The following is a 14,849-nucleotide window of genomic DNA, read 5'->3' on the forward strand; positions in this document are numbered from 1 at the left end:
AGAGGCGGCAAGGAGCATACATTATGGCGCACCAGAGCGTTTGCAGTCCTCAGGTAAAACTAGACACCATCCTCTACTTTTGCAGAGAATACGCGCCATGGATCAGCGCCCTCCGCTGTCCCACCTGACTCGAAGACCATGACACTCTCTCCCAACTGGATCATCTGCGAGCATTGCGATTCGCTGTACGAATCCGTGCCGCTTGCAAAAGGCCAGACCTCCCAGTGCTCGCGCTGCGGGGCGGTGCTGGAGCGCGCCCAACATCTGAACGTGCAGCAGTTGCTGGCCCTGTCGATCACCGCGGCGCTGCTGTTCGTGTTTGCCAACGCCTTCCCGGTGATCGGCATCAGCCTCGAAGGCCTGAGCAACGAAGCCACCCTCTGGCAGTCGGTCGAAGCCCTGGCCCAGGGCCGCATCAGCCTGATCGCCGCCGTCACCGGCCTGGCCATCATCCTTGCGCCCGGCCTGCAGATCGCCTTGCTCTGCTGGGTGCTGGGGTTCGCCAACATCGGGCGCGCGGCGCCGGGCTTCAAGGCCTGCATGCGTGCCCTGGAGCACCTGCGGCCGTGGAGCATGCTGGAGGTGTGCCTGCTGGGCATCCTGGTGGCCATCGTCAAGCTGGCCGGCATGCTCGACGTGCACCCGGGCCTGGGGTTGTGGTCGCTGGCGATGCTGACGGTGCTGATCATCCTGATTTCCGGCAAGGGCATCCGCCGCCTGTGGAACGACCTGGAGGGCCGCTACTGATGAGCCAGCCTCCCTACGCCCGCGACCTGGGCCTGATGCTGTGCCACACCTGCGGCCAGACCTGCCCGCAGGACGTTCACTACTGCCCGCGCTGCGAGGCCGTGGTGCATGCGCGCAAACCCAACAGCCTGAGCCGCACCTGGGCCTTCCTGGTGGCCAGCCTGATTTTCTACATCCCGGCCAATGTGCTGCCGGTGATGTATACCCAGATCTTCGGCAGCGGCAGCGAAAACACTATTCTCAGTGGCGTGCTGGAGTTCTGGCAGCACGGCTCCTGGGACATTGCCCTGCTGATCTTTATCGCCAGCGTGGTGGTGCCGTGCATCAAGTTCTTCGTCCTGGGGATGCTGCTGATCACCTGTCAGCGCCGCAGCCATTGGGCGATGCGCGAGCGCGCCAAGCTGTACCGTTTTATCGAGGTGATCGGCTACTGGTCGATGCTCGATGTGCTGGTGGTCGCCCTGGTGGCGGCGCTGGTGCAATTCCACGCCCTGAGCTCGATCGAGCCACGCATGGGCATCCTGTTCTTTGGTTTGGTCGTGGTCCTGACGATGTTCGCGGCCATGAGTTTCGATCCCCGGCTCATCTGGGATGTAGAGGTTGAAGATGTCTGATCATCCAGGTTCCAACGCTTCAAGCGCGCCAGCGAGGCCGGGCACCCCCGCGGTCAGGACGCGCCGGTTCAATGTTTCGCTGGTGTGGATCGTGCCCATAGTCGCGGCCCTGGTCGGCCTGTCGATGCTGGTGCACAAGTCGCTGTCGGCCGGGCCCGAGATCTCCATCAGCTTCCAGACCGCCGAAGGCCTGGAAGCCAACAAGACCCAGGTCAAATACAAGAACGTGGTGATCGGCAAGGTCACCTCCATCGCCCTGAGCAAGAACCGCAGCAAGGTGATCGCCAAGGTCGAGCTGGACCAGTCGGCGGAGTCCTTCACCGCCGCTGATTCGATGTTCTGGGTGGTGCGTCCGCGTATTGGCGCCGGCGGTGTATCCGGGGTCGACACCCTGCTGTCGGGGGCCTTTATCGGCGCCGACGCCGGCCGGGAAGAGAAGCGCAAGAAAAGCTTCGTCGGCCTGGAAACGCCACCACCGGTGACCTACGGGCAAAAGGGCAAGCGCTTTACCCTGCGCACCGATGACCTGGGCTCGCTGGACGTCGGTTCGCCGGTCTATTACCGGCGCATCGAAGTGGGCCAGGTGATTTCCTACAAACTGTCGGAAAACGGCAAGGGCGTGGACGTGCGGATCTTCGTCAACGCGCCCAACGACCAGTTCGTCACCACCGACTCACGCTTCTGGAACGCCAGCGGCGTGGACGTGACCCTGGGCGCCAACGGCCTGAAGGTCAACACCGAATCCATCTCGTCGATCCTCGCCGGCGGCATTGCCTTCGTCGAACCCAAGTACAGCCCCAACGCCAAGCCGGCCGAGGAAAACGCCAGCTACCAGCTGTTCGCCGACCCGGACACCGCACTGGCGCCGCCCGATGGCGACCCGTATTACATGCGCATGCGTTTCGACCAGACCCTGCGCGGGCTGGCGCTCAATGCGCCGGTGGAGTTCCTCGGGGTGAACATCGGTCGGGTGGTGTCGATGGACCTGGATTACGACGAGCAGAAAAAGAGTTTCTCGACCCTGGTCGGCGTGGTGATCTACCCGGCGCGGCTGGGCAAGGTCCATCAGCAACTGGAGAAGCTCAGCGGTGCCGACGAAAGCCGCGCCGGCTACCTGATCAGTACCTTCGTCCAGCATGGCCTGCGGGCCCAGGCGCGCAGCGGCAACCTGCTGACCGGGCAACTGCTCATTTCCATGGACTTCATCCCCAACGCCAAGCCGGTGGCTTTCGATGCGACCGCGCGGCCGTTGGAGATCCCTACCGTACCGGGCGGGCTCGACAAGCTGCAGGAGCAGTTGCAGCGAGTGGTGGAGAAGATCAGCAAATTGCCGATCGATGCCATCGCCAACAACCTCAATGGCAGCCTGACCGAGATGCAGAAGACCCTGGAGAACGTCAACGGCAAGGTGCTGCCAGAAATGCGCAACACCCTGGAACAGACCAAGAAAACCCTGACCACGGCCAACGACAGCTTCGCCGAGGACTCGCCGCAGCGACTGCAACTGGGCCAGGCGATGGACGAAGTGCAGCGCACCGCCCGTTCGGTACGGGTGCTCACCGATTTCCTCAGCCGGCATCCCGAAGCACTGATCCGCGGGCGGCTCAAGGACAATCAGCCGGACGCCTACAAATCCTCGACCTCGTCTTCTCGTGAGCCTGAATCGGAAGTCCAGCCATGAAAAAAACTCTCGCGTTGCTGATCGCGTCCCTGGGCCTGGCGGCCTGCAGCTCGGCGCCGACCCATTACTACACCCTGATGCCGCCGGCGCCCGAGCCGGCGCCCGCTGGCGTCGCGGCGCCGGCCCTGCAATTCGAGATGGCCGGGGTGCGCATCCCGATGCAGGTCGACCAGCCGCAAGTCGTGGTACGCCAGGACGGCGGCACCCTGGCGATCCTGGAAACCGCGCGCTGGAGCGCGCCGCTGGTGGATGAGTTCCACGATGCCCTGGCCAGCCAGATGGAGCAGCAACTGGGCACGCGCAACCTGGAAGGCCTGCCCAAGTCGGCGGGGCAGCCGATCCTGTCGTTGCAGACCGATGTGCGCCGCTTCGAATCGGTGCCGGGGCGTTATGCGCTGATCGACGTGGTGTGGAACCTGCGCCTGCGCGGTGACGGCGTCGAGCGCCGCAGCCTGACCTGCAGCAGCCGCATCAGCCAGCCGGCCAGCGTCGAGCTGTCGAGTCTGGTCCAGGCCCATCAGCGGGCCATCGACGAACTGGCCAAGCGCATTGCCGGCACCGCCAAACGCTGGGCGCAGAACCCGGCCACGCGCTGTTCCTGACACCCATCCCCTGTAGGAGCGAGCGGGCTCGCGATGCACGTAGCGCGGTCGATCGAATGTACCGCGTACCTCATCGCGATCCCGCTCGCTCCTGGCGTTTTGGCGCGGCTTAACGCCGTGCCGACAGCTGCTGCGGCGCAAGGAAGGCGTCGTGGAAGTAGTCGCGAAACGCCTGCATCGCCGGGGTGAACGCCCGTTCGCGATGCCAGGCCAGGCCGACGCTCATGGGTGTCACCGGGTCGCTCACGCTCAGGGTTTCGATGCGTTTGCCTTCCAGCGACCAGGGGCGGTGCACCAGGTCCGAGAGGATCGCCACGCCGCTGCCGTTGGCCACCATGCTGCGCACCGCCTCCACCGAACTGGTGCGCACCCGCACCCGGGGTTTCTGCCGGGCGTTTTCCCAATAGCGCATGGCGCTCTGTTCGGCTTCGTCGACGGTCAGCAGGATGTAGGGTTCCTGCGCCACGTCGGCGAGGCTGACGGTGGCGCGCTCGCACAGTGGGTGATGGCTGGGCAGCCACAGGCGGCGTTCGGAGTTGAACAGGGTTTCGGAGACGATGTCCGGGTGGGTGAGGTTGGCGGTCAGCACCACGGCCATGTCGAAGCGGCCTTCCAGCAGGCCCTGTTCGATGGCCTGGCGTTCCTGTTCGTGGACCTCGATGGTCACGTCCGGATGCCAGTGTTCCAGGCGTTGCAGGTGGTGCGGCAGGAAGTAGCCGATCACCGTGTAGCTGGCCGCCAGGTGCAGCACGCCGCTGGCGCGGTAGTCTGGCAGCGGGCTGTTCAGCGCATCGTCGACACTGCGCAGGATCACATAGGCGCGGTTGAGAAAATGCCGTCCGGCGTCGGTCAGGTTCATGCCCTGGGCCGAACGCAGGAACAGCTGCACGCCGAGCATGGCTTCCAGTTCCTTGATTGCCGTGGTCACCGCCGACTGGGAGATGTTCAGGTGGATCGCCGCCTGGGAAATCTGCCCAATCTCGGCGGTGGCGACGAAGTAGCGGACCTGGCGCAGGGTGAGGGACATCACGAATTCCTCAAGGCTTCTGTAGGAGCGAGGCTTGCCCGCGATGAGATCATGACAAACGCCACCGGACCAGACTCCTGAACCGGTGGTGGGATCACTGACGCCATCGCGGGCAAGCCTCGCTCCTACATGAGTGTCGGTATCTGTTTTTCAGAAGATGCCGTATCTGATAATAGATCTTCCCAAGGGGTCAAGGGCGGCCGTAATTTCCACTGCACGAAGTCACGAGCAGTTGGAGCAACAGCGATGCAGGCAGTGGATTTCAATTCGGACATGGGCGAGAGCTTTGGCCCCTGGACCATCGGCGATGGCGTCGACAACGAGCTGATGGGCTTCATCAGCTCGGCCAATATCGCCACCGGCTTTCATGCCGGCGACCCCGGCACCATGCGGCGTACCGTCGAGCAGGCCAAGCGTCTGGGTGTGGCCATCGGTGCCCATCCGGGGTTCCGCGACCTGGTGGGGTTCGGCCGCCGGCACATCAATGCCCCGGCCCAGGAACTGGTGGACGACATGCTCTATCAGCTCGGCGCCCTGCGCGAACTGGCGCGGGTCCAGGGCGTGGCGCTGCAACACATCAAGCCCCATGGCGCGCTCTACATGCACCTGGCGCGGGATGAAGAAGCCGCCCGCTTGTTGGTTGAACACCTGCAAGTCCTGGAACCCGGGCTGCTGCTGTATTGCATGCCCGGTTCGGTGATCTGGCGGGTCGCCAGGGAGCTGGGCCAGCCAGTGATCCGCGAGTTCTACGCCGACCGCGAATACGACCTCAGCGGCTCCATCGTCTTCACCCGCAACGTGCGCGCCCTCGATCCGGCCACAGTCGCCGCCCGTGTGGTGCGCGCTTGCCAGCAAGGCCTGGTGCGCACCGTGGAGGGCGAGGACCTGGAGATCGAGTTCGACTCCATCTGCCTGCACAGCGACACCCCTGGCGCCCTGTGCCTGGTGGAGGCCACCCGCGCCGCCCTGGACCAGGCCGGGATCGAGGTGCGTGCGCCGCGTTGAGTCCATCCGCGATCCTCATCCATAACACCAGGCGCGAAGACGCCGGGGTTCGCCGAAGATTTTTTGCCTGCCTTTCTACAACTATTCCAAGAGGAACAGACATGGCCGAACATTCCGTTATCACCCCCTTGCCGGGCACCTTCTATCGCAAGGCCACGCCCGAGTCGGCGCCCTTCGTCGAGGTTGGCGAGCGCGTCGACGCCGACACCGTGATTGGCCTGATCGAAGTCATGAAGCAGTTTTCCGAACTGACCGCCGGGACGGCTGGTCGCCTCACGGCCTTCGCGGTACAGGACGGCGATCCGGTGGAACCGGGTCAGGTCGTTGCCACGCTTGATGACCAGTGAGGGCAGGCCCATGACTCGAACCATCAGTACTCAAGCCATCAGCAAACTGCTGGTGGCCAACCGTGGCGAAATCGCCGTGCGCATCATTCGCGCGGCCAAGGCCCTGGGTATCCCCACCGTGGCCGCGTGCAGCGAAGCGGACGTCGACTCCATGGCCGCGCGCCTGGCCGATGAGGTGCAGGTGCTGGGCCCCGCTCGCGCCGACCAGAGCTACCTGAACGTGCAGGCGTTGCTGGGCGCCTTGCAGGCCAGCGGCGCCAATGCGGTGCACCCCGGCTACGGGTTTCTCTCGGAGAACGCCGAGTTTGCCGAAGCCGTGGAAGCGGCGGGGGCGATCTTCGTCGGGCCGAGCCCGGACACCATTCGCCGCATGGGCGACAAGGCCGAAGCCCGGCGCACTGCCCAGGCCGCCGGGGTGCCGGTGGTGCCGGGTTCGCCCGGGGAACTGTTCGAACTCGACATGGCCCTGCAAGCCGCCGAGGCCGTGGGTTTTCCGCTGCTGATCAAGGCCTCGGCCGGTGGCGGCGGACGGGGTATTCGCCTGGCGGAAAACGCCAGCCAACTGGCGCAAGAATTCCCCCGTGCCCAGCGCGAGGCGCAGACCGCCTTCGGCAATGGCGCGCTGTACCTGGAGCGTTTTATCGGCAAGGCCCGGCATATCGAAGTGCAGGTGCTGGGCGATGGCAAGCACGCGGTGCACCTGTTCGAGCGTGAGTGTTCGCTGCAACGGCGGCGGCAGAAAATCTTCGAGGAAGCGCCATCGCCGGCCCTCAACAACCTGCAGCGGGAAACCCTGTGCGCCAGCGCCGTGCGCCTCAGCGAAGCCCTTGGCTACAGGGGCGCGGGCACCCTGGAATACCTGTATGACGAGAGCAGCGGCGAGTTCTTTTTCATCGAGATGAACACGCGGATCCAGGTCGAGCATCCGGTCAGCGAGCTGGTGACCGGCATCGACCTGGTCCAGGCCCAGTTGCGCATTGCCGGCGGCGAGCCGCTGGGGTTACGGCAAAGCGATATCCGCCTCAATGGCGCGGCCTTGCAGATGCGCATCAACGCCGAAGACCCGGCCCGGGACTTCTTCCCCAGCCCCGGCGTGGTGCAAGAGTTGATCTGGCCGCAGGAGGCGGGGGTGCGGGTCGACAGCCATCTGTACCCGGGATACCGCGTGCCGCCGTACTATGACTCGCTGCTGGCCAAGCTGATCGTCCATGGTCGCGACCGTGGCGAGGCCCTGGCCCGGGCGCGGATCGCCCTGGAACACTGCACATTGACTGGCATGGCCAGCACCCTGGGCCTGCACCGGGAACTGCTCGCCGAGCCCTGGCTGCACCACGCCGACTTCCATACCGGCACCCTGGAAACCTGGCTGGCCGCACGCCGTATGGGAGGTGCCGCATGAACACCGCGATCCGCTACAGCTTCGGCGCTGACGAGCACCTGTTCGCCGAGGTCAGCGACAGCATGTCCCTGGAAGCCTTCTTCAAGGGCATGGCGGTGACCCGCGCCGTGGAGCGGCTGGAGCTCGATGGCGTACTCGATGTGTGCCTGGCCAACGCCTCGTTCCAGATCCGTTTCGACCCCGACCGCATTGCCCCCCACGCACTGCTCGAAGCCGTGCAAGGGGCCGAGGCCGAGGCGGTGGCCGAACGCACCCTGCACACCCGGATCATCGAGATCCCGGTGCTGTACAACGATCCCTGGACCCATGAAACCCTGATGCGTTTTCGCGACCGGCACCAGGACCCGAGCGCTACCGACCTGGAGTACGCGGCGCGGATCAATGGCCTGGCGGACGTCGAGGCGTTTATCGCCGCCCACAGTGGCGCGCCCTGGTTCGTGTCGATGGTGGGTTTCGTCGCCGGCCTGCCGTTCATGTTCCAGATGGTCGAGCGCGAGCGCCAGTTGCAGGTGCCCAAGTACCTGCGGCCGCGCACCGACACGCCAAAGCTGACCCTCGGCCACGGTGGCTGTTTCGGCTGCATCTACTCGGTGCGCGGCGCCGGCGGCTACCAGATGTTCGGCGTCACCCCGGCGCCGATCTACGACCCGCAGCAGAACCTGGCGTACTTCAAGGAACACATGGTGTTCTTCCGTCCGGGCGACATCGTGCAGTTCAAGCCCATGGACCGCGAGGCCTATGACCGGGCGGTGGCCGAGGTCGAGGCCGGGCGGTTCGACCTGCGCATCCGTCCGGTGGAGTTCTCCCTGGATGCGTTCCTCGCCGACCCGGTCGGTTATCCCAAGTCGTTGCAGGAGGTGCTGGCATGATCAAGGTCATCAAACCCGGCCTGGCTACCTCGGTGCAGGACCTGGGCCGCGAAGGTTACTACCACCTGGGCATTCCGCCGTCCGGGGCCCTGGACCAGTACGCCCTGAGCGCGGCCAACCAGCTGGTGGGCAACCCGGCTGGCGCGGCGGGGCTGGAGTGCACATTGCTCGGCCCGGAACTGGTATTCACCCGCGATGCGTTGGTGGCGGTCTGTGGCGCCCACATGACACCCAGGGTCGATGGCGTGGACATGCACCTGGACACCGCCTTTGCGGTCAAGGCCGGGCAAGTGCTGCGCTTCGATTTTCCCAAGGCTGGCGCCCGGGCCTACCTGGCGGTCGCCGGTGGCATCGATGTGCCGCTGGTGTTGGGCAGTCGCTCGACCTATGCCCTGGGCGGCCTCGGTGGTTTCCAGGGGCGGCGGCTGGTGGCGGGGGACGAGTTGCCGGTGGGTATCGACAGCGCGAAGAGCCGGCCGGGAGCCAGCCTGCCCATGGCCCTGCGCCAGGCGCTGGGCGGCGAGATCAGCCTGCGGGTGGTGCCCGGTCTGTACTACGAGCGCCTGACCGACGCGGCCAAGGCCAGCTTCTTTGCCGAGCCCTGGACCGTAGGTTCGGAAGCCGACCGCATCGGCTATCGCTTCAAGGGCGGCAGCGCCTTGGGCTTCCAGCCACGGGAGCAGCCGTTCGGCGCCGGTTCCGATCCGTCGAACATCGTCGACAGCTGTTACCCCATAGGTTCGATCCAGGTGCCCGCCGGGCTCGAACCCATAGTGCTGCACCGCGATGCTGTGTCCGGTGGCGGCTACGCCATGATCGGCACGGTGATCAGCGCCGACCTCGACCTGATCGGGCAGATGCAACCCAACCAGAAGGCCCGTTTCGTCGCGGTGCCCCTGGAAGAAGCGCTGGAGGCCCGGCGCTCCTACAAGAAAAAGCTCGCCTGTCTGAGCAAGCTGTTCCCTTCCTGATTCTGCCCGCCGCCTGGCGCGGGTAAATGCCAAAAGGTTGGTCGCCACCGCGCTTCGGTGCGGTGGCGGCTGCCCGCGCTTCAACCTTTGACTGGTCCTGGAGTTCACGCATATGGCTGCTTTATCGCAAGCGAATCAAACCGGGCAGGACCCGGCCAATCTCCCTGTCGCCGCGGATGTGCGCATGGGCAAGCTGTCGCTGACCATGGCCTGGTGGGCCGTGTGCAGCGCCATGTTCTACATCGTGGTCGGTGCGTCCCTGGCGTTGGCCCACGGCACCCGCAATGCGCTGATCGGCATGCTGCTGTCGGTGCTCTGTTATGGCCTGGTCAACAGCGTACTCAGCCGTTTCGCCATGCGCAGCGGGTTGTCGGTGGCGCTGTTTTCCCGGCTGCTGTTCGGCAGCAGCGGGGCCTGCCTGGCGACGCTGATCTTCTTCTCCACGGCGATCTACTACGCAGTGTTCGAAGGCTCGGTGATCGCCGTGGCGCTCAATCATCTGTACCCGCAGTTGGTGTATCCGCTGGCGGCCCTGCTGGTGGTGCTGTACAGCGTGCCGCTCATTCTGGGCAGCGTGCAGCACTGGCTGGACAAGCTCAACGGGGTGCTGCTGCCGGTGTACCTGGGCGGGCTGCTGGTGGCGGTGGGGCTGTCGATCGCGCGTTATGGCTACCAACCGCAGTGGCTGGATTTCGGCCCGGCCAGCCCCGGCGCCTTTGCCTGGTGGGACTGTTTCGTGGCGTACATGGGGGTGTGGATCCTGATGCTGTTCACCTTCGACTACGCGCGCTTCGGCAAGCCTGAAGACGCCGGCTACCACGGGCGCTGGAACTTCGGCATGCCGTTCTACGCGGTGACTTTCCTGCTCAACGGCGCGGCGGGCATCTACCTGGTCAGCAGCATTCCCCACGAAGGCGCGCTCAACGAAGTCTCGGTGGTGATGGCGATCCTGCAACTCATGGGGCTGTGGGGGCTGCTGTTCGTCTGGGCCACGCAAACCCGGATCAACACCGCCAATTACTACCTGGCGACCCTGAACATGCAGGCGTTCTTCGGCCGCTTCGGCGTGCGCGGTTCATACCTGGTGTGGGCTCTGGCGGTGGGAGTGATCGTCTATGTCCTGATGCTGGCGGACGTGTTCGCCTATCTGCTCAAGGCACTGGCCTACCAGGGCATCTTCGTTGTCGCCTGGGTTGGCGTGGCGCTGGCGCAGATCCTGTCCGGGCGCACCGAGGTGGCGGCCATCGAGCGCGTCGCGGCGTTCAACGGCGCGGGGCTGGGCGCCTGGTTCGGCGGGACCGCCCTGGGCCTGTTGCTGATGTGGGCCGGCGGCGGGCTGGCGAGTTTTTCTGCGCCGCTGACCGGGGTGCTGGCGTTTGTCTTGCAGGCGGGCCTGTCCAGCCGCAGCCGCGGCAGATTGCCTGCCATCAGCTGAGATCCGATCTGTAGGAGCGAGGCTTGCCCGCGATAAGGCTGCGACAGACACCACCCGCTTCGAATCCTTGAACGGTGTAGTGACCACTGACGCTATCGCGGGCAATCGAGCGTCGACCGGCCGCTCCTACCAGGAGAGGTAGTGTTCAGAACAATTGGGTGAACAGCCAGTACAGGCTGCCGGACAGCAGGATCGCCGCCGGCAGGGTCAGCACCCAGGCCATCAGCAGGTTGCGGATGGTCTGCATCTGCAGGCCGCCGCCGTTGGCGACCATGGTCCCGGCCACACCTGAAGACAGCACGTGGGTGGTGGACACCGGCAGGCCGAACATGTCGGCGGCGCCGATGGTCAGCATTGCCACGGTTTCCGCCGAAGCGCCCTGGGCGTAGGTCAGGTGGGTCTTGCCGATCTTCTCGCCGACGGTGACCACGATGCGTTTCCAGCCGACCATGGTGCCCAGGCCGAGGGCGATGGCCACGGCGATCTTCACCCACAGCGGAATGAAGCGCGTGGCGTTGTCGATCTGCTGCTTGAACAGTTGCAGCTTGCCCTGGGTGTCGGCGTCGAAATCGCCGACCTGGTTCTTGTCCATCAGGCGAATGGTTTCGCTGCTCAGGTACATGTCGTTGCGCACGTTGCCCATGGCTTCGGCCGGCACCTTGGCCAGGGAGCCGTAGCCCTTCACTTCGTCACCGATATGGCCGGTCAGGGCGGCCAGGGCCGGGACCAGCTGCGGCGTGGCTTCCTTGCTGCGCACATAGTCGGAAAGCACCGCGCGCGGGTCGGTGGGGGCCGGTTGCGGGGCGCTTTTCACCAGGGCTTGCTGGGTGACTTGCGCCACGGCGGCGAATTGCAGGGCCTGGTCGGCCGGCATGGTGCGGTTCAGCGCGTAGGCCATGGGCAGGGTGCCGACCAGGATCAGCATGATCAGGCCCATGCCTTTCTGGCCGTCGTTGGAGCCGTGGGCGAAGGACACGCCGGTGCAGGTGACGATCAGCATGCCGCGAATCCACCACGGCGGCGGGGTGTTGCCCTTGGGCGCCTTGTACAGCGCGCGGTTCTTCACGAACAGGCGCAGGGCCAGGAGCAGCAGGGCGGCGAAGGCGAAGCCGATCAGCGGCGAGAACAACAGGGCATAGCCAACCTTGGTGGCCTGGCTCCAGTCCACGCCGCTGGTGCCGTCGCGGCCGTGCATCAGGGCGTTGGCCACGCCGACGCCGATGATCGAGCCGATCAGGGTGTGGGACGACGAGGCCGGCAGGCCCAGCCACCAGGTGCCGAGGTTCCACAGGATGGCGGCGATCAGCAGGGCGAAGATCATCGCGAAGCCGGCCGACGAGCCGACCTGCAGGATCAGCTCCACCGGCAGCAGGGCGATGATGCCGAAGGCCACCGCGCCGCTGGACAGCAGCACACCGAGGAAGTTGAAGAAACCCGACCAGACCACCGCGAAATGCGGCGGCAGCGAGTGGGTGTAGATCACCGTGGCCACGGCGTTGGCGGTGTCGTGGAAACCGTTGACGAATTCGAAACCCAGGGCGATCAGCAGCGCCACGCCAAGCAGCAGGAACGGGGTCCAGGTGGTGACCGTGGTGCCCAGCTCGTGCATGTCGTGCATCAGGCTGTAGGCGGTGAACAACAGGCCCATGGCGAGGATCGCGAAGAACACCACGAGGGTGAAGGGACTGGCTTTTTTATCCAGCTGCGGTCTGGCTTCGAGGACGGGGGAAGGGGAGGCGGCGGTCAGTGAAGGGGTGGCCATTGCCGGACAATCCTGTGGGAGAAAGGAGTGTCGCCCATGATCGTTGCCAAATATTACAGAGAGACTGCCTCAGGTCAGTGTTTGGGTGAATCCTTTAACCACTGGTCAAGAAGCCGCGCCCTTTTCTGTAGGAGCGAGCGGGCGGCGATCCGACTTGCCCGCGATGGCGTCGGTAGCCGCTGCCGCAGGCTGCGATCGGTCTGGGCCGGCCGTGGCGGCCTCGAAATCGCCAGAGGTCCTGCGGACCTTGCGCAGCCTGCGGCAGTGGCTACAGGGAATGGGGCCTACATATCCTGGCGCTTGCGAAACGCCCAGCGGCCGGCGATGACGGTGAAGGTGGCGACCAGCGCGACGAGGATCCAGAAACCTTCCGGATCCCCGGAGAAGGGGATGCCGCCGACGTTCATGCCGAAGAAGCCGGCAATGATGTTGATCGGCAGCGCCAGCACCGTGACCACGGTCAGGGTGAACAGGGTGCGGTTGGTCTGTTCGTTGATATTGGCGGCGATCTCTTCCTGCAACAGCTTGATCCGCTCGCCGAGGGCGGTGAGGTCGTTGATGATCAGGGCGAACTCCTCGGTGGATTTGCGCAGCTCCTTGACGTCCTCCTTCTGCAACCATGGCGGCGGCCGGTTGAGCAGCCGCAGCAGCGAGCCCGGCTCCAGCGCCAGCAGGCGTTGCAGGCGCACCAGCACCCGGCGCATGGCCCCCAGTTCCGCGCGGTTGGTGGAGATCCGCGCGGCCAGCAACTGGTCTTCGATCTGGTCGACGTTGAGGCTGGTCTTGCGCACGATCTGGGTCAGCACTTCACCCTGGTCGCGCAGCAGGTGCACCAGCAGTTCCAGGGGCGAGCGGAAACGTTCGCCGGCCTTGACCGAGGAGCGCAGCTTGTCCACCGAATGCAGGGGTTGCAGGCGCGCGCTGACGATCAACCGGCTGCGCACGCAGACCCACAGGGTGGAGATATCCGAGGAGACCATGCTGCCGAAGTTGAACACCACATCGTTGACCACCGCCAGCAGGGCCGAATCCACATGCTCGATGCGGGTCGAGCGCGAACCTTCGTGCAAGGCCTCGAAGAATTCTTCCGGCAGCGCCAGGTGGGTCTGCATCCAGCGTTCGCAGGCGGCATGCGCCAGGTTCAGGTGCAGCCAGACAAATTCCTCGCCATCGTCCGGCTGTTGCAAGGCTTGCAGGGCCTTGGCCGAATCCAGTTCGCGACCCCGCTCGCCGGGTCGAAACGCGAAGCCGTAGAGCAGGCCGAACAGATCCGAATCGCGATGGGCATGGTCGATGCTGTGGTTCATGGAGGCTCGCAGGAGGGAAGGCACCTGTAGGCGGTTTACAGGTTCACTTGAGCCCGATCATCGCAAGGCCGCATGACCATTTTGTGACGGTTTGAAGTGCAACATTCAGCACCTATAACCGGCTGTCGGAGGCCCTCAAGAATGCCTCTTTCAGGCCGATCACGCATACGACGACCGCGCGACCGGCTGGCCCCGGTTCGCCTGACAGGGATGTTCGCACGCTACCCATGCCCGCCTCGGGCGTGCTCTATCCCTGTTGAGAGATCTCATTCGATGTCCTTGCAAAAATCCCTGAGAGCGCAAGTCCTGGCTTTGTTGAGCGGCAGCCTGCTGGCGATGCTGTTGATCGCGCTGGCGTGTTTTCACTTCCTGTCCAATGGCGTGCAAGGTTATCGCGAGCTGATCGAGGGGCCGCTGCGCACCTCGCAGTTGCTCGATGAAGCCAACCTGCAATTCAAGGTCCAGGTGCAGGAATGGAAAAACGTGTTGCTGCGTGGCAAGCAGAGCGCCGAGCTGAGCAAATACTGGCAGCAGTTCGAGGATCGCCAGCGCGATGTGCAGGGCATTCTTGGCCAGTTGGCGGCGGAGCCGGGCATCGATGCGGCGCTCAAGGGCCGGATCGAGCGCTTGCGTGAAGAGCACCGGGTGTTGGGCACGGCGTACCAGAAAGGTCGCGATGCCTTTGTCGCCGCCGGTGCCGATCCGGCCGCCGGCGACGCCGCGGTCAAGGGCGTGGACCGCGCCGCCAGCGAGCAGATGAGCGAACTGGTGAGCGAGCTGCGCAAGCAGGGCAGCGAACAGTCGCGGGACATCAGCGCCGGCGCCCAGCGCACGGTGTGGATCGGCCTGCTGGTGATGCTGGTCTCGGGCTTGCTGATCGGCCTGCTGAGCCTGTGGCTGGTCAACCGCAGCCTGGTGGAACCGATCCGCCAGTTGATCGACTACGTGGCGCAACTCAGCCGTGGGCGGATTGCCGAGCGCGTGGCCAGCAGCCGCCAGGACGAGTTGGGCAAGCTGGCAGTGGCCGCCAACACCTTGCGTGATTTCCTCGCCGAAACCTTCAGCCGCCTGCAGCGCAGCGGG

Annotated in this window: 13 protein-coding genes and 1 pseudogene; 11 read left to right on the forward strand and 3 right to left on the reverse strand. The window is 65.1% G+C overall.

Translation table 11 applies throughout. The features are described from left to right. Positions 1 to 138 precede the first annotated feature (138 nt). From PVZ78_RS09255 to PVZ78_RS09270, 4 genes are read left to right on the forward strand one after another with little or no spacing between them, the layout of a single operon-like run. Entirely contained in the window at positions 139 to 747 is a 609-nt protein-coding gene (locus PVZ78_RS09255) for a paraquat-inducible protein A (RefSeq protein ID WP_023966714.1), read from the forward strand. Next, on the forward strand, positions 747 to 1,361 hold the full coding sequence (locus PVZ78_RS09260) for a paraquat-inducible protein A (RefSeq protein WP_009050358.1): 615 nt from the start codon (positions 747 to 749) through the stop codon (positions 1,359 to 1,361). Before PVZ78_RS09255 ends, PVZ78_RS09260 begins: the two co-directional genes overlap by 1 nt. After that, on the forward strand, positions 1,354 to 3,042 hold the full coding sequence (locus PVZ78_RS09265) for a PqiB family protein (RefSeq protein WP_016703882.1): 1,689 nt from the start codon (positions 1,354 to 1,356) through the stop codon (positions 3,040 to 3,042). The genes PVZ78_RS09260 and PVZ78_RS09265 overlap by 8 nt, the downstream gene beginning before the upstream one ends. Next, positions 3,039 to 3,644: a PqiC family protein gene (locus PVZ78_RS09270; protein ID WP_009050356.1), complete on the forward strand. Its 606-nt coding sequence runs from the start codon at positions 3,039 to 3,041 to the stop codon at positions 3,642 to 3,644. The genes PVZ78_RS09265 and PVZ78_RS09270 overlap by 4 nt, the downstream gene beginning before the upstream one ends. 109 nt (positions 3,645 to 3,753) lie before the next feature. Here the strand turns inward: PVZ78_RS09270 and PVZ78_RS09275 are convergent, their stop codons facing one another. Further along, positions 3,754 to 4,671 carry a LysR family transcriptional regulator gene (locus tag PVZ78_RS09275; protein WP_016703884.1) on the reverse strand — a complete coding sequence of 306 codons (918 nt, stop codon included), beginning with the start codon at positions 4,669 to 4,671 and terminating at the stop codon, positions 3,754 to 3,756. 246 nt (positions 4,672 to 4,917) lie between these two features. Between PVZ78_RS09275 and PVZ78_RS09280 the strand changes: the two genes are divergently transcribed. The 6 genes from PVZ78_RS09280 (at position 4,918) to PVZ78_RS09305 (ending at position 10,697) form a co-directional block, all read left to right on the forward strand. Beyond that, positions 4,918 to 5,676, forward strand: a complete 759-nt coding sequence (locus tag PVZ78_RS09280) for a 5-oxoprolinase subunit PxpA (protein WP_124305179.1) — start codon at positions 4,918 to 4,920, stop codon at positions 5,674 to 5,676. A 101-nt stretch (positions 5,677 to 5,777) separates the two neighbouring features. Further along, positions 5,778 to 6,023, forward strand: coding sequence for an acetyl-CoA carboxylase (locus PVZ78_RS09285; protein WP_016703886.1), 246 nt, complete (start codon positions 5,778 to 5,780; stop codon positions 6,021 to 6,023). 10 nt (positions 6,024 to 6,033) lie between these two features. Next, positions 6,034 to 7,422, forward strand: coding sequence for an acetyl-CoA carboxylase biotin carboxylase subunit (locus PVZ78_RS09290; protein ID WP_028683193.1), 1,389 nt, complete (start codon positions 6,034 to 6,036; stop codon positions 7,420 to 7,422). Then, positions 7,419 to 8,291 carry a 5-oxoprolinase subunit B family protein gene (locus PVZ78_RS09295; protein WP_103330931.1) on the forward strand — a complete coding sequence of 291 codons (873 nt, stop codon included), beginning with the start codon at positions 7,419 to 7,421 and terminating at the stop codon, positions 8,289 to 8,291. The genes PVZ78_RS09290 and PVZ78_RS09295 overlap by 4 nt, the downstream gene beginning before the upstream one ends. Continuing rightward, entirely contained in the window at positions 8,288 to 9,262 is a 975-nt protein-coding gene (locus PVZ78_RS09300; RefSeq protein WP_273828595.1) for a biotin-dependent carboxyltransferase family protein, read from the forward strand. Before PVZ78_RS09295 ends, PVZ78_RS09300 begins: the two co-directional genes overlap by 4 nt. Before the next feature lie 112 nt (positions 9,263 to 9,374). Continuing rightward, the gene (locus PVZ78_RS09305) at positions 9,375 to 10,697 is read left to right on the forward strand and encodes a purine-cytosine permease family protein (RefSeq protein ID WP_273828596.1); all 1,323 of its coding nucleotides are present in this window, start codon (positions 9,375 to 9,377) and stop codon (positions 10,695 to 10,697) included. Positions 10,698 to 10,842: 145 nt separating this feature from the next. Here the strand turns inward: PVZ78_RS09305 and PVZ78_RS09310 are convergent, their stop codons facing one another. Beyond that, positions 10,843 to 12,459, reverse strand: coding sequence for an inorganic phosphate transporter (locus PVZ78_RS09310; protein WP_124304063.1), 1,617 nt, complete (start codon positions 12,457 to 12,459; stop codon positions 10,843 to 10,845). A 284-nt stretch (positions 12,460 to 12,743) separates the two neighbouring features. Beyond that, entirely contained in the window at positions 12,744 to 13,766 is a 1,023-nt protein-coding gene (locus PVZ78_RS09315) for a transporter (RefSeq protein ID WP_009050354.1), read from the reverse strand. Positions 13,767 to 14,621: 855 nt separating this feature from the next. Between PVZ78_RS09315 and PVZ78_RS31770 the strand changes: the two are divergent. Next, positions 14,622 to 14,732, forward strand: a pseudogene (locus tag PVZ78_RS31770) (hypothetical protein); the annotation flags it as partial. Between the last annotated feature and the right edge of the window lie 117 nt (positions 14,733 to 14,849).

Source organism: Pseudomonas sp. SBT1-2 (assembly GCF_028640875.1).
GTDB lineage: Bacteria > Pseudomonadota > Gammaproteobacteria > Pseudomonadales > Pseudomonadaceae > Aquipseudomonas > Aquipseudomonas chlororaphis_I.

Bases quoted from the DNA above. Each gene is read 5' to 3' on its own strand.
- PVZ78_RS09290 (WP_028683193.1), top strand. From the start codon at position 6,034: ATGACTCGAACCATCAGTACTCAAGCCATCAGCAAACTGCTGGTGGCC.
- PVZ78_RS09305 (WP_273828596.1), top strand. From the start codon at position 9,375: ATGGCTGCTTTATCGCAAGCGAATCAAACCGGGCAGGACCCGGCCAAT.
- PVZ78_RS09310 (WP_124304063.1), bottom strand. From the start codon at position 12,459: ATGGCCACCCCTTCACTGACCGCCGCCTCCCCTTCCCCCGTCCTCGAA.
- PVZ78_RS09265 (WP_016703882.1), top strand. From the start codon at position 1,354: ATGTCTGATCATCCAGGTTCCAACGCTTCAAGCGCGCCAGCGAGGCCG.
- PVZ78_RS09315 (WP_009050354.1), bottom strand. From the start codon at position 13,766: ATGAACCACAGCATCGACCATGCCCATCGCGATTCGGATCTGTTCGGC.
- PVZ78_RS09295 (WP_103330931.1), top strand. From the start codon at position 7,419: ATGAACACCGCGATCCGCTACAGCTTCGGCGCTGACGAGCACCTGTTC.
- PVZ78_RS09280 (WP_124305179.1), top strand. From the start codon at position 4,918: ATGCAGGCAGTGGATTTCAATTCGGACATGGGCGAGAGCTTTGGCCCC.
- PVZ78_RS09255 (WP_023966714.1), top strand. From the start codon at position 139: ATGACACTCTCTCCCAACTGGATCATCTGCGAGCATTGCGATTCGCTG.
- PVZ78_RS09270 (WP_009050356.1), top strand. From the start codon at position 3,039: ATGAAAAAAACTCTCGCGTTGCTGATCGCGTCCCTGGGCCTGGCGGCC.
- PVZ78_RS09285 (WP_016703886.1), top strand. From the start codon at position 5,778: ATGGCCGAACATTCCGTTATCACCCCCTTGCCGGGCACCTTCTATCGC.
- PVZ78_RS09275 (WP_016703884.1), bottom strand. From the start codon at position 4,671: ATGTCCCTCACCCTGCGCCAGGTCCGCTACTTCGTCGCCACCGCCGAG.
- PVZ78_RS09260 (WP_009050358.1), top strand. From the start codon at position 747: ATGAGCCAGCCTCCCTACGCCCGCGACCTGGGCCTGATGCTGTGCCAC.
- PVZ78_RS09300 (WP_273828595.1), top strand. From the start codon at position 8,288: ATGATCAAGGTCATCAAACCCGGCCTGGCTACCTCGGTGCAGGACCTG.